General features: G+C 66.3%; 12 protein-coding genes. 4 read left to right on the forward strand and 8 right to left on the reverse strand.

Going from position 1 to position 12,853, the window contains the following annotated elements:
- Positions 1-610: 610 nt before the first annotated feature.
- From CSC70_RS05210 to CSC70_RS05220, 3 genes are all read right to left on the reverse strand, one after another.
- Positions 611-2,683 carry a hypothetical protein gene (locus tag CSC70_RS05210; protein ID WP_162455602.1) on the reverse strand — a complete coding sequence of 691 codons (2,073 nt, stop codon included), beginning with the start codon at positions 2,681-2,683 and terminating at the stop codon, positions 611-613.
- Between the two features lie 149 nt (positions 2,684-2,832).
- Positions 2,833-4,761, reverse strand: a complete 1,929-nt coding sequence (locus CSC70_RS05215; RefSeq protein ID WP_162455603.1) for a M48 family metallopeptidase — start codon at positions 4,759-4,761, stop codon at positions 2,833-2,835.
- Positions 4,762-4,816: 55 nt separating this feature from the next.
- Positions 4,817-5,422: a LemA family protein gene (locus CSC70_RS05220; protein ID WP_246189329.1), complete on the reverse strand. Its 606-nt coding sequence runs from the start codon at positions 5,420-5,422 to the stop codon at positions 4,817-4,819.
- A gap of 128 nt (positions 5,423-5,550) precedes the next feature.
- Between CSC70_RS05220 and CSC70_RS05225 the strand changes: the two genes are divergently transcribed.
- Positions 5,551-6,945, forward strand: a complete 1,395-nt coding sequence (locus CSC70_RS05225; RefSeq protein WP_162455604.1) for a serine hydrolase domain-containing protein — start codon at positions 5,551-5,553, stop codon at positions 6,943-6,945.
- A gap of 166 nt (positions 6,946-7,111) precedes the next feature.
- Here CSC70_RS05225 and CSC70_RS05230 read toward each other — a convergent pair whose 3' ends face one another.
- Positions 7,112-7,546 carry a histidine biosynthesis protein HisIE gene (locus CSC70_RS05230; RefSeq protein ID WP_162455605.1) on the reverse strand — a complete coding sequence of 145 codons (435 nt, stop codon included), beginning with the start codon at positions 7,544-7,546 and terminating at the stop codon, positions 7,112-7,114.
- Between the two features lie 204 nt (positions 7,547-7,750).
- Between CSC70_RS05230 and CSC70_RS05235 the strand changes: the two genes are divergently transcribed.
- Positions 7,751-8,098 carry a hypothetical protein gene (locus CSC70_RS05235; RefSeq protein ID WP_162455606.1) on the forward strand — a complete coding sequence of 116 codons (348 nt, stop codon included), beginning with the start codon at positions 7,751-7,753 and terminating at the stop codon, positions 8,096-8,098.
- Positions 8,099-8,404: 306 nt separating this feature from the next.
- Here CSC70_RS05235 and gcvH read toward each other — a convergent pair whose 3' ends face one another.
- From gcvH to CSC70_RS05255, 4 genes are all read right to left on the reverse strand, one after another.
- Positions 8,405-8,800 carry a glycine cleavage system protein GcvH gene (gene gcvH / locus CSC70_RS05240; protein WP_162455607.1) on the reverse strand — a complete coding sequence of 132 codons (396 nt, stop codon included), beginning with the start codon at positions 8,798-8,800 and terminating at the stop codon, positions 8,405-8,407.
- Positions 8,801-8,888: 88 nt separating this feature from the next.
- Complete coding sequence (gene gcvT / locus CSC70_RS05245; RefSeq protein ID WP_162455608.1) at positions 8,889-9,995, reverse strand: glycine cleavage system aminomethyltransferase GcvT; 1,107 nt, start codon at positions 9,993-9,995, stop codon at positions 8,889-8,891.
- Positions 9,996-10,062: 67 nt separating this feature from the next.
- A complete protein-coding gene (locus CSC70_RS05250) occupies positions 10,063-10,494 on the reverse strand; it encodes an NfeD family protein (RefSeq protein WP_162455609.1) in 432 nt (143 codons plus the stop codon).
- 3 nt (positions 10,495-10,497) lie between these two features.
- Positions 10,498-11,460: an SPFH domain-containing protein gene (locus tag CSC70_RS05255; protein WP_162455610.1), complete on the reverse strand. Its 963-nt coding sequence runs from the start codon at positions 11,458-11,460 to the stop codon at positions 10,498-10,500.
- A gap of 133 nt (positions 11,461-11,593) precedes the next feature.
- On the opposite strand from CSC70_RS05255, the gene CSC70_RS05260 reads away from it, so the two are divergent.
- Together CSC70_RS05260 and CSC70_RS05265 are read left to right on the forward strand one after the other, a co-directional pair.
- On the forward strand, positions 11,594-12,181 hold the full coding sequence (locus tag CSC70_RS05260; protein ID WP_162455611.1) for an RNA polymerase sigma factor: 588 nt from the start codon (positions 11,594-11,596) through the stop codon (positions 12,179-12,181).
- Complete coding sequence (locus CSC70_RS05265; RefSeq protein WP_162455612.1) at positions 12,174-12,836, forward strand: hypothetical protein; 663 nt, start codon at positions 12,174-12,176, stop codon at positions 12,834-12,836. The genes CSC70_RS05260 and CSC70_RS05265 overlap by 8 nt, the downstream gene beginning before the upstream one ends.
- Positions 12,837-12,853 lie beyond the last annotated feature (17 nt).

Below are 12,853 nucleotides of genomic sequence, written 5' to 3' on the forward strand. Positions count from 1 at the left end.
AAATGCACAACCACCCCACACGAAAGCCGCTCTTCGATGCACTCTCGGCGCTAGACTTTCGGGACGTACCTTTCCGTAGTTTCTGTTGTGAAACCCCTATTACGAAAAAAGTATGTGAGATGAGTCACATGGCGTCAAGATCATGACTCGCGTATAGGGAAGCTGATATGCAATGGCACGCACATCGTAAATGTGAGATCAGGCGCTTGCATGTGATGAAAATGCAAAGCGATATCTGCCAACCTGGCCCATGCATCCGGCGATGTACCAAGGTCATGGCACGTACCGCTGCGGCCTGAACCCGATGGTTGTTTTTTGCCGCACTGCCAACGGCTAATAGCTGCCGTATCGCCGCTGCCAATCCATCACCGAGAGGCTTTCACATCGCCTCGTCCCGTAGCGGGCATCGCACGATCCGGATGCGCGTCACGTTTGTCTGGGCTACCCCGCGCAGCGTGTCGATTGCGAACAAAAGCAAGGCGACGACCCGGATAATCAAGGTGATAGCCGGAAACGGCGGACACTGATCAGGATTTCTCCGGCAGAGTGGGCAGTCCAAGTTCATGATTGAACTTTCCTCACATCACGGTGCCGCCGGACAAGGTAGGAGTCACTCCATCCACGGGTTGCGCATGGCTTCGATCTTCGTCGGGTCCCCACCGGCTTCGATAGAGGCGATCTGGTCGCGCAGCTGCTGCTCGACCTTGGCGTCCAGCGGCACTTTCTTCTGCTCGAGCAGGCGACCATACGCCTGCTTCGCGTGCGCGCCGTCGCCGAGGCGCAGGTAGGCGTTGCCGAGTTCGACCCCGGCGGCGACGTTGTGCGGCAGCACCGCGGCGACCTCTTCCAGGCGCTGCGCGACCAGGGTGAAATCCTGCCCATCTTCCTTGTACAGGTACTCCATCACCTTACTGCCAAGACTGGAGGCACGCATCTGTGGCCGCGTCAGACGTCCGCGCCAGATGCCGATGTAACCCAGTTGCGCGACCTTTTCCATGTCCTTGAACACCTCGGCGGGATCCCATTCGAACTGCGGCCACGGCAACTCGTCGGCGACGGTGTTGACGAACCAGCCATTCCAGACCCCCGCCGTGTTGCTGTCATCCATGTCCTCGACGAACCGGCGAAAGTCGACTCGGCCGGCGCGCCATTGCCGCTCCATCATCATCCAGTAGTCCGGATACAGAGGCTCCCCGCTACCGGCGATCTCGCGATCGTAATACGCGCGTATCTCGCCGAAACGCTGGCCGAGATCGACCCCTTCGTTGCGGAAAGCGCGATAACCGCCCTCGGTGCCGCCGACCAGTTCGTTGTGGTACTCCCACAGACGCGGCTCGCGTATCGTCATCGCGAAGGCGGCGACGAACAGCACCGCGACCACGCCCTGCAATGCCCGCGAACGCCTGCGCCACGCTTCGGCCAATGCGCCTCCGCCGAGCACGGCGGCAGCGGCAAGCAGCGGAATAGCATGGCGCACCCCGCCCCACGCCTGCGGCGACACGATCAAGGCAGCGAAATGCAACGTGCTGGCGACCGCGAGCGCCGCGAGCATCCAGCGCGCGGTGGCTGGCAACGGCGCACGCAAAAGCAGTACAAGGCCGAGCAGCGACAGCGCCATCAGCGCAATCGGGATCTTCGCGGCGAGGATCGCGGGCCAGGTGAACCATGGCGTGCGCCCCTCGTACACCCTGCCCCAGATCAGGTGCAAGGCACCGCCGCGACCCTCGATGCCGGTACGCACCGTGTCGGCCAGACCCCACAGATAGGCGCGCGGCAGCAGCTGCAGTTCGTCGGCCACGTCGATCGTACCTCGCAACGCGGGCCTGGTGACTTCCGCGATCTTTGTTTCCATCGCGAGGTTGAACGCGTCACCGCCATCGGCATCGGCATGGAAACGGAAGCCGTATTGCGCCCACAGCAGCACGACCCCGAGCAAAACGCCCGCGGCCAGCTTGCCCGTGCGCCGCGCCGCCTCCTTCCATCCGCCGTTCCGCACGCCCGACAACGCGGAAACCGCGAGTACGGCGCCGGTCCCGATCAACCCGGCCAGCGCCGAATGCTTGGCTCCCAGCGCCAATCCCGTGGCGATGCCGAACACCACCACCCACCGCCATTGCCAACCCGCTGCCAGGATTCCCGCCGCAACGACCACCAGCGCGAACGTCAGCGCCAGCAGACCATCGGTCATCACCACGGGAAGGTGCGCGCCCAGGGTCGGTTCCAGCGCGAGAAACGCCAGCGTCCCTGCCGCCCAGGCGAAGCCCGCTGCGCGCCACAGCAGGAAGCCAAGCGCAACCAGCAATAGCCCATTCAGAACCCACATCGCGAGATGAGCGCGCCGCTGCGCACGTTCCGAGTCGTTGTCCTCGAACATCGTGCGCTCGACCCATTCGCGCTCCTGCACCTTTTCCCGCAGTGCCGGTTCCGGTCCGATCCGGAAATCCGCCGGCATCCACGCGCCAACCCACAGCTTGGCCAGCGGCGGATGCTCGGGATTGAGATGACGGTCGCCACCACGCACGTATGTTGTGCCGGCGACAATGTGCCAGGGCTCGTCAACGGTGAAGCTGTCCAGGCGCGTCCCATGCCAGGAGCGCAACACGGCGAGCGCGGCGAGCAGGATCAGGACAAGGCCGGCGATGACCCGCCGGCCGGTGTTCGTGGACGATAACCTGCGAAACATGGCAAGGCTCCTTGCATCCGACGGGACAACCAAGGAACAGCGGAAATCGGATCCCCTGGCCCGGATTCCGGATATGGCATGCCTTCCATGCGGAACTCTCACCACCGGGCCTTCTCAAATCAACGAGAGCTCCCCGGAGGATCGGCCAGTCAGCCCTTTTCCAGCATTGCCGGCAGCGGGCAGTGCAGCACGCCGCAGACGGTGCGCAACAGTTCGGCTTCGGACACGGAAACGCGATTGTCGTGGCTGATGGTCTCGGTGATGGCCTCGACCATCACCTGTTTGGCCAGCGGGTCCAGCGCGTCCAGCGGTCCCCAGACCGCGTCCAGCGCGCGCACGCCTTCGGCCGGCGGCGCGTAAGGCAGGTGGTCGCGCGGCAGGATCCGGTGCAACCCGGCCAGATAGGCGCGTTGCGCGTCCATCGGACTGGGGTTGCCGGCCTGCGCCAGCACCGCCAGCAGGGTTGCGAACTCCTGCTTCACATTGCCCGGCTTGCGCCGGCCCAGGCGCGCATGTCGCGCCGGGTCCAGCGACTCGACCAGCTGGGTTTCCAGCAGCCGGCCCAGGCAGTATTCGAATAGCGACACCTTGCCGTCGGTATTGACCACCGCATGCACGCAATCCATGAACGCTCCCAGCTCCGGGCGTGGGCGCAGCCGCAGCACCGGGAAGGCCAGCGAAGCCAGCGGCAGACGCAGCATCGGGTGCAGTTCGGCCAGATGCGCCTGCCGCAGGTCGAATGCGCGCTGCGCCACGGCCTCGCCCAGGCGGGGCACGATCTCGCTGCGCTGCAGCGCGGCCACGCCGGCATCGGCGTCCAGCAACAGCCCCAGCAGCAGCGGCATCACCGCGTCGCGCTGCGCGGCCAGTGCGCGCAGTTCGGCCGGGATGGCGTCCATGATGTCGCCGGCACGGCGATAGTCGTCCGCAGCCGGCGTGGCGACCTGCTCCACCACCATCGGCGCGGTCACCGTCACCGTGCCCTCGCGTGGCGGCAGCGGCGGCGGCAACGGCGCTCCGCCAGCTTCGGCCAGGCCGAGGGCGATGTCTTCCTGCAATCCATCCGGCGGCGACAGCGCCCAGCCCGCGGTCAGCCGCTCCAGCTGCTGCGGGTTGAACGAAGGCTCCAGCTTGCGGATGCGTTCGAGCAGCGGCGGATGGGTGGCGAACAGGCTCGAATAGCGACGCCCCTGTCCGAACAGCATGTGGCTGACTTCCTCGGCCTGGCCCGGATCGGCCAGTTGCGAACCGTCGTGCAGTCCGGCGATCTTCTTCAGCGCGCCGGCCAGGCCGGTGGTCTGGCGGGTGAACTGCACGGCCGAGGCATCGGCCAGCATCTCGCGCTGGCGACTGACGCCGGCCTTGATCATGCGGCCGAAGAACAGGCCGATGCCGCCGACCGCCATCGCCACCGCGGCCAGCGCCAGCACCGCGCCGACTTCCTTGCTGCGCCCGCCGCGGGTGTGTACCAGGATGCGCTGGCCGATGATGCTGAGCATCATGATGCCGAACAGCACGCCCATCAGGCGGATGTTCAGCCGCATGTCGCCGTTGAGGATGTGGCTGAACTCGTGCGCGATCACCCCTTGCAGCTCGTCGCGGTTGAGCCGTTCCAGCGCGCCGCGGGTCACCGCCACCACCGCATCGGTCGGCGCGTAGCCGGCGGCGAAGGCGTTGATCGCCGACTCCTGCTCCAGCACGAACAGCTTCGGCATCGGCACGCCGGAAGCAATCGCGATCTCCTCGACCACGTTGCGTAGCCGGCGCAGGTTGAAATCGGTGGTGTCCTCCGGCACCCGGCTGCCGCCCAGCTGCAGTGCCACCGCTTCGCCGCCGCCGCGCAGGCTGGCGATGCGGTACAGCGAGCCCAGGCCGATCACTGCCAGCGTCGCCAGCGTGCTCAGCAGCAACAGGGCTGCCATCGACCCAGCGCTGCCGCCACCGCCGAGAACGCCGCCGAACAGCACCAGCACCGCGGCATCCACCGCCAGCACGATGCCGGCCACCGCCAGCGCGAACAGCACCACCATGCGGGTGGAACTGCGACGCGCCGCGGCCTGGTGTTCGAAGAAATTCATCTCGCTGCCGCGCCGGATCGGTGGGGCGAACCGCCCGACGACCGGCCGCTGGTGCCTAGAACTGCACCTTCGGCGCCTCACGCACCTGCTCGGCCTTCTCCGCCGGAATGTCCAGCAGGGCCGCCGCAGCGAAGCCGAACGTGTTGGCGACCAGACTGGACGGAAACACCTCGCGACGGTTGTTGTAGGCCATCACCGAGTCGTTGTAGGCCTGGCGGGCGAAGGCGACCTTGTTTTCGGTCGAGCTCAGCTCCTCGCTCAGCTGCATCATGTTCTGATTGGCCTTCAGGTCGGGATAGGCCTCGGCCACCGCCAGCAACCGTCCCAGACCCGCATTCAGCTGCCCTTGCGCGGCGGCCAGCTGGGCCATCGCCTGCGGGTCGCCCGGATTGGCCTTGGCCGCGGCCAGACCCGACTGCGCCGCCGAACGCGCGGCGATCACTGCTTCCAGCGTCTCGCGCTCGTGGGTCAGGTAGCCCTTGGCGGTTTCGACCAGGTTGGGGATCAGGTCGAAGCGGCGCTGCAGCTGCACGTCGATCTGGGCGAAGGCGTTCCTGAACGCGTTGCGGGCCGTGACCAGTCCGTTGTAGACGCCCATCGCCCACAACGCAGCCAGTACGACCAGTCCAAGGATAATCGCCAGCAATGTGAACAGCATCATGGCCATCTGACTTCACCCCGTTTGTGATATCCGAAACAACCGACTTATTATCCGGTTGAACACAGCTTACGCAGGCACGAGACGCAATGAAAGTGAACGGCGCCGGCACGACACGGAAGCTCCTGGGGATGATATCGCCGCGGACGGCATTGTCGGCCGCGTTGCTCACCTGCATCGCACCGCTGTCGGCGCAGACGCCGGCAGTATTGCGCTGGGACGGCGCTGCGCCCGCGCAGACGGCCGCCAGCGGAGGTTACGAAGCACCCGCGCAACCGCTGCCGTACCGCACCCAACTGGCCAGCCTGCAGGTGCAGCCGCCTGCCCGCGGCTTCGACGTCGCCCGTTTCGAGGCGATGGCGAGCGAGCTGACTATCGGCCAGCGGGTGCCCGGCTTGGCCATGGCCATCGTCCAGGACGGCCGCGTGCTCAGTGCGCGCGGCTACGGCGTGACCGACGTGGTGTCGCCACAGGCCGTCGATGGCCACACCGTGTTCCGCCTGGCTTCGCTGTCCAAGGCCTTCGCCGGCACCGTGACCGGCCTGCTGGTCAACGACGGCACCCTGCGCTGGGACAGCAAGGTCGACGACTACGTGGCCGACTTCCGGCTCAGCGACCCTTACGCCACTGCCAAGGTGACGGTGGCCGACCTGCTCAGCCATCGCGTTGGCCTGAAGCACTACAACAGCTTCGATCGCGATATCGAAGCCTATGCCAGCTACCAGCAGGTCACCCACAAGCTGGCCGACGCGCCGCTGGCCTGCGCCCCCGGCGACTGCTACGCCTACCAGAACGTGGCCTTCAGCCTGATCGGCGACGTGGTCCGCGAAGCCAGCGGGCAAAGCTACGAGCAACTGGTGCAGCAGCGCCTGTTCGCTCCGCTGGGCATGCGCGACGCCAGCCTCGGCCTGGCCGGGATCGAACACAGCCGGCACTGGGCCAAGCCGCATTCGCGCAGCCGCAACGGCTGGGTATCGCTGATGCCCAAGCCGACCTACTACCGGCTGCCGCCCGCCGCTGGCGTCAACGCCAGCGCCAGCGACATGGCGCAATGGCTGCTGGCGCAGACCGGGCACCGCACCGACGTGCTGCCGTTGCCGCTGCTGGCCACCCTGCACGCCCCGGTCATCGCCACGCCGGGACAGATGGGCCGCGGCTGGCGTCGCGAACGCATCTGGGCCGCCGGCTACGGGCTCGGCTGGCGGGTGTTCGAATACGCCGGGCATCCGGTGGTGTTTCATGCCGGAGCCGTCGAGGGCTACCGTTCGCTGATCGCCCTGGTGCCCGAGCGCGACCTCGGCGTGGCGCTGATGTGGAACGGCAGCAGTTCGCTCCCCAGCGGCCTGCTACCGACCATCCTGGATCGTGCATTTGGTTTGCAGGGCGGCCCCTGGCTGGACGTTCTGCCGACCGACCAATTGCTGCTGGCAGGCGAGGACAAGGACGAGAACGATGCTGATGCGGAATCCGCATCGCCGCGCACCCAAGGCAGCTCTTCAAGCAAGGCCAGCGCCTCTCCGGAATGATCCGGTTGCCGCTCCGCGCGGCGACAAGGCTGCGGCCTGAACGCATGGCCAGCGTGTATGCCGTGCATGCCGGCGACCACCGGCTGACGCGCCCATAAAAAACTCCCCTCCCGCTGGGCAGCCGGGAAGGGAGTTCGAGTGGGTACTACGGTCTATCGGGGTTGTATCAGATCAGCGGCGCCGGCATGGCCGGCATCGCCACTGCTGCTACTTTTTTGGACTTATTTTTTTTTTTGGCAGCCTTCTTCTTGGCAGCCTTCTTCACGGTCTTCTTGGCGACGGCCTTCTTCGCGACCTTCTTCTTGGCAGCCTTCTTCACCGCCTTCTTCGCGACCTTCTTGGCTACCTTCTTCTTCGCGACCTTCTTGGCAACCTTCTTCTTCGCGGCCTTCTTCACCGCCTTCTTGGCGACCTTCTTCTTCGCGACCTTCTTGGCTACCTTCCTCTTCGCGACCTTCTTGGCCACCTTCTTCTTGGCGACCTTCTTGGCTACCTTCTTCTTCGCGACCTTCTTCACTGCCTTCTTGGTGGCCTTTTTGGCTACCTTCTTCTTGGCGGCTTTCTTGGCCACCTTTTTCTTCGTTGCTTTCTTCGTTGCCATGTGATGGCTCCTCGTCAGTTTGCTATCAATTGATGGATCCGTGTTGCTTAGCCCAGTTGCAAGAAAACGCCGCGGGAGTCGGACCCGGCGGCAACCGCCAACGCGCCAGGCGCGCCGGAGCGGATGGATCGGGCGTCACAGCCGATGGCTGCAGCTACCCCATGCACGCCAACACCCGCGACAGGCTCGACGCGGGTGGACGACATGAATCTGAAACTCGCATTTCCCCTGGCAGGACATTTTCGGAGGGAAGCGAAGCCGACGTACTTCTCGATGACGGTACGGTTGAGAAACCTTGTTGTTGTCCGTTTCGTCGCGATGACCCGACTCACTTGCTTCCGCAGCAAAGTTCTGCTGGGGCGAAACCTAATCACGCTTTTTTCAAGTGTCAACACTTTTCCAAAATTTTTTTCGACCTCTGCAGGAACGATCGGCAAGCCGCGTGTCGGTATACGCCGTCCATCCATCCGGCCGTTCGCTTCGAATGCATGCGCATCGATTGATCGCGAAAAAAGAAAAGCGCATTTTTCCCGCTGTTTTTTTGCATCTTGAATGCGGCCGCGTTCTTGCGCGGCACTTGCGGATGCGCGTCGGGAAGGATCGTCACATGCCGAACCGCGGCTAAATTTCGGCTGACGAACGGTGCTCGCCCGCACCCCGGATTTCGCGCTGCACAAGGTCCGAACGCACCGTTTTGCGCAAAAATTTCTCCCCTGTCGGACCACCCCCGACGCATGCGCGGGACAAGCGAAGACATCGTCGAACGAATCCGGTGCGTCGTTTTGCAAAAACAAAAACCCGCGCCTGGGCGCGGGTCGGTATGACGTTCGACGGCGGATCGGATGCCGTTGCCTGGCGTCAGTGATCCTCGTCTTCCAGCAACTCGGCATAGTCGTCCGGCGACAGCATGTCGTTGAGCTGGTCCGGCTCTTCGGCCACGACCACGAACAGCCAACCGTCGCCGTAGGCGTCCTCGTTGATCGTCTCGGGCTTGTCGGCCAGCGATTCGTTGACCTCGACCACGCTGCCGGTCACCGGACTGTAGACGTCCGACGCGGCCTTCACCGACTCGACCACCGCGCAGGCGTTGCCGGCTTCGACCCGGTCGCCGACATTCGGCAGTTCCACATAGACCAGGTCTCCGAGCAGGCCCTGGGCATGGTCGGAGATGCCGACGGTGACGCGCCCGTCGCCTTCGACGCGGGCCCATTCGTGTGACTTGAGGAATTTCAGATCGCCTGGGATATCGCTCATCTTGGCTGCTCCGGCATTGCGCGGGTGGGGCGGAAGTGGAACTAGTGTAGCGAAGGAATACGGTGTGGGAAGCGGGCAGCCCGCAGATTCAGCCCAGCACGCCCGGCTGCGCCTGGCCGTCGCGGACGAACGGGAACCCGACCGTGCGCACCGGCACTTCGCGGCCGCGGATATCGACCCGCACCGGGTCGCCGGCGGCGACCGGCACGCGGGCGAAGGCGATCGCCTTGCCCAGGGTCGGCGAGAAGGTGCCGCTGAGGATCTCGCCGTCGCCGGCATCGGTCAGCACCTTCTGCCCGTGCCGCAGCACGCCCTTCTCGTCCATCACCAGGCCGATCAGCTTGCGCGGCACGCCGGCGGCCTGCTGCGCCTCCAGCGCGGCGCGACCGATGAAATCGCGGCCCGCGTCCAGCGCCACCGTCCAGGCCATCGCCGCTTCGTACGGCGTGGTGCTCTCGTCCATGTCCTGGCCGTACAGGTTCATGCCGGCTTCCAGCCGCAGGGTGTCGCGCGCGCCAAGGCCAGCCGGCTTCACCCCGGCTTCGAGCAAACTGTTCCAGAACCCGACCGCTGCCTCCTGCGGCAACACGATCTCGAAGCCGTCTTCGCCGGTGTAACCGGTACGGGCGACGAACAGCGGCGTGCCGGCCGTCGCCACCGCCTCGACGGCACTGAAGCGACCGATGGCGGCGACCGCATCACGGTCGGCTTCGCGCAGCAGGCCCAGCACCCGCTCGCGGGCATTGGGGCCCTGCACGGCAATCATGGCGAAGTCGGCGCGCTCCCTGACCTCGATACCGAACGCGGCGGCCTGCTGCCCGATCCAGGCCAGGTCCTTGTCGCGGGTGGCGGCGTTGACCACCAGGCGGAAGAAGTCCTCGCCCAGGTAGTACACGATCAGGTCGTCGATCACGCCGCCGCTTTCGTCCAGCATGGCGGTGTACAACGCCTTGCCCGGGCGCTTGAGCTTGTCCACCGAATTGGCGACCAGCCGGCGCAGGAATTCGCGCACGCGCGCGCCGTGCAGGTCGACCACGGTCATGTGGCTGACGTCGAACATGCCGGCGTCGCGGCGGACCTGGTGGTGTTCCTCGATCTGCGAGCCGTAGTGGATCGGCATGTCCCAGCCGCCGAAGTCGACCATCTTGGCGCCGAGCGCGCGGTGGGTTTCGTTGAGGACGGTCTTGCGGGTCATCGCGCCTGCCTGGTTGCGGAAAGGCGCGATTATCCCAGATGCGTCGGCCCCGCGTGCCGGGCGACGATCACTCCGGCTGCACTTTCAGCGTCATCCCGTCGGTGGCGATGACCCGCACCGGCGCACCGGCTGCCAGGTCGGGGCCCTCCACCATCCAGAAGGTGTCGCCGATCTTGACCCGGCCGTGGCCGCCGACGATGGCCTGTTCCAGCATCACCACCCGGCCGATGTTCTGGCTGGCGCGCTGGTTCAGGGTCGGGTGGTCGCTTTCGCGCCCGCTGCGGCGGAACCACTTCCGATAGACCTGGATGGCAACGAAGCTCAGCACCACGAACGCGGCCACCTGGGCCAGCAGCGGAATGCCCGGCACCACCAACACGGCAAGGAACACCGCCGCTGCGGCGAAGCCCATCCACAGCATGAAGGCGCCCGGCGCCATCGCCTCGGCGGCGAACAGCAGCAGCGCGATCGCGGCCCAGGCCGTCACGTCCCAGCGCATGGCTCAGCCCCCGCTCGGGAAGGTCGCACGGGCCGGCGCACCGCCCTGCGACTTGTCGTCCAGCGCCTGCTGCGCCAGCTTGGCGATCCCGCCCAGCGAACCGATGATCCCGCTGGCTTCCATCGGCATCAGCACGAACTTCTGGTTGGGCGCGGTGGCCAGCTTCTCGAACGCTTCGACGTACTTCTGCGCAACGAAATAGTTGATCGCCTGCACATCGCCCTGGGCGATGGCCTCGGACACCATCTGCGTAGCCTTGGCTTCGGCCTCGGCCAGACGCTCGCGCGCCTCGGCTTCGCGGAACGCGGCCTCCTTCTCGCCCTCGGCTTCCAGGATCGCCGACTGCTTCTCGCCCTCGGCGCGCAGGATCTGCGACTGCCGCATGCCCTCGGCCTCGAGGATCTGCGCGCGCTTCTCGCGCTCGGCCTTCATCTGCCGGGCCATCGCATCGACCAGGTCGCGCGGCGGCTGGATGTCGCGGATCTCGATCCGGGTCACCTTGACGCCCCACGGGTTGGTGGCCTGATCGACCACGGTCAGCAGCTGGGCATTGATCGTCTCGCGCTGGCTCAGCGACTCGTCTAGGTCCATCGAACCGATCACGGTACGGATGTTGGTCTGCACCAGGGCGATCATCGCCACTTCCAGGTTGGCCACCTCGTAGGCCGCCTTGGCCGCGTCCAGCACCTGGAAGAACACCACCCCATCCACGGTCACCACCGCGTTGTCCTTGGTGATCACGTCCTGGCTGGGCACGTCCAGCACCTGTTCCATCATGTTGATCTTGCGACCCACGCCGTACACCACCGGGATCAGGAAGTGCAGGCCCGGCGACAGGGTATGGGTGTACCTGCCGAAACGCTCCACCGTCCACTCGTAGCCCTGCGGCACCATCCGCACGGTCTTGAACAGGATGATGATGCCTGCGATCAGGACGATGATGGCGAGCGGAACTCCACCTGGCATGAGATTTCTCCTTACACAATGAGTCGGGATGTCCTGGCGGCAGTATAGGGGCTGCGATGGGGGCCGGTGGGGTGGGCCGGGGCGCCGCCGCCGGCTGCAACGCTTTTCCCCTCCCGCGCATCCTTGTCAGGGTATGCCAGCCACCGCCACGCCCGGTTCCAGCTTCGCCATCGACGTGCCCGCCAGCCTGCTGGGGCGTGCCCGTGCCGGGCAGGCCGAGGCTTTCGAGCAGCTGTACCGCTGGTTCGAACGCCCGGTCTACACGCTGGCGCTGCGGATGTGCGGCAACCGCGAAGATGCCCAGGAAGTGCTGCAGGACACCATGCTGAAACTGATCCGCCAGGTGGCCGACTTCCGCGGCGACAACGGCAGCCCGTTCTGGGGCTGGCTGCGGCAGATCGCGGTCAACGAGGCGCTGATGCGGCTGCGCCGGGACCGCAGCCGCGCCTGCGAGATCGACGGCGTGGAGGAATCCCGGTTCGGCGAAGACCTGGCGCCGCTGCCGCCGGCCGCCGCCGACGCCGCCCTGCTGCAACGCGCGCTGGGCGAACTGCCGGCGACCACCCGCAGCGTGATCTGGCTGTACCACGCCGAGGGTTACACCCACGACGAAATCGCCGCGCTGATGCAACGCACGCCCAGCTTTTCCAAATCGCAACTCGCGCGCGGCCTGCGTCGCCTGCGCGCCCTGCTCCAGGTGGAGGAACCCGCCCATGCCTGACGATACCCGCCCCCGCGACCTGCCCGGCAACTGGTCCGAAGCGCTGTCCGCGCTGCCGCTGGAGCAGCCCGCGCACAGCGCCTGGGAGCGGCTCGCCGCCGAGATCCGGCCACCGCGTCGGACTTACCGACGCTCCATCGGCTGGGCGGTGGCGGCGATGCTCGCCCTGGCCCTGGTCGTGCCGCTGGCATGGCGCGGCGAACTCGTTCCATCCGACGACACGCCTGTCGTGGCGACACAAACGACCGATCCCGCCACTGCCGGCTCGCGGATTCCACACCCCGGCGCCGACCCGACCCCCGCCAGGCCGGAAACGGCAGCCAGGACCCTGACCGCGCCCGCGCAGGCGATCGCCGCCAGCGAGGAATTGGACGCGCTGTACCTGCAGTCCGCGCAGCTGGAAAGCCTGCTGGCGCAGGCTCGCGACGACCGCGTGCTCAGCGGCCCGGCGGCGGCGACCAGCGACGAACTGACGCAGCGGCTGGGCTGGATCGATGCCGCCCTGGCGCAGCCGGCGCTGGCCGACGCCCAGCGCAACCGGCTGTGGCGCGAACGCGTGGACACGCTGCAGCAGCTGGTCGGCTTCGAAAGCACCCAACGCTGGCTGTCCACCCACGGCCAGACCTACGACGGCCAACTGGTCGCCGTGTACTGAACCGACACCCATCCCGC

It is taken from the genome of Pseudoxanthomonas kalamensis DSM 18571 (assembly GCF_010211745.1).
In the GTDB taxonomy this organism is placed as follows: Bacteria; Pseudomonadota; Gammaproteobacteria; order Xanthomonadales; family Xanthomonadaceae; genus Pseudoxanthomonas_A; species Pseudoxanthomonas_A kalamensis.

Coding starts and splice junctions, on each gene's coding strand:
- CSC70_RS05210 (WP_162455602.1), bottom strand. CDS start 2,683: ATGTTTCGCAGGTTATCGTCCACGAACACCGGCCGGCGGGTCATCGCC.
- CSC70_RS05215 (WP_162455603.1), bottom strand. CDS start 4,761: ATGAATTTCTTCGAACACCAGGCCGCGGCGCGTCGCAGTTCCACCCGC.
- CSC70_RS05220 (WP_246189329.1), bottom strand. CDS start 5,422: ATGATGCTGTTCACATTGCTGGCGATTATCCTTGGACTGGTCGTACTG.
- CSC70_RS05225 (WP_162455604.1), top strand. CDS start 5,551: ATGATATCGCCGCGGACGGCATTGTCGGCCGCGTTGCTCACCTGCATC.
- CSC70_RS05230 (WP_162455605.1), bottom strand. CDS start 7,546: ATGGCAACGAAGAAAGCAACGAAGAAAAAGGTGGCCAAGAAAGCCGCC.
- CSC70_RS05235 (WP_162455606.1), top strand. CDS start 7,751: ATGAATCTGAAACTCGCATTTCCCCTGGCAGGACATTTTCGGAGGGAA.
- gcvH (WP_162455607.1), bottom strand. CDS start 8,800: ATGAGCGATATCCCAGGCGATCTGAAATTCCTCAAGTCACACGAATGG.
- gcvT (WP_162455608.1), bottom strand. CDS start 9,995: ATGACCCGCAAGACCGTCCTCAACGAAACCCACCGCGCGCTCGGCGCC.
- CSC70_RS05250 (WP_162455609.1), bottom strand. CDS start 10,494: ATGCGCTGGGACGTGACGGCCTGGGCCGCGATCGCGCTGCTGCTGTTC.
- CSC70_RS05255 (WP_162455610.1), bottom strand. CDS start 11,460: ATGCCAGGTGGAGTTCCGCTCGCCATCATCGTCCTGATCGCAGGCATC.
- CSC70_RS05260 (WP_162455611.1), top strand. CDS start 11,594: ATGCCAGCCACCGCCACGCCCGGTTCCAGCTTCGCCATCGACGTGCCC.
- CSC70_RS05265 (WP_162455612.1), top strand. CDS start 12,174: ATGCCTGACGATACCCGCCCCCGCGACCTGCCCGGCAACTGGTCCGAA.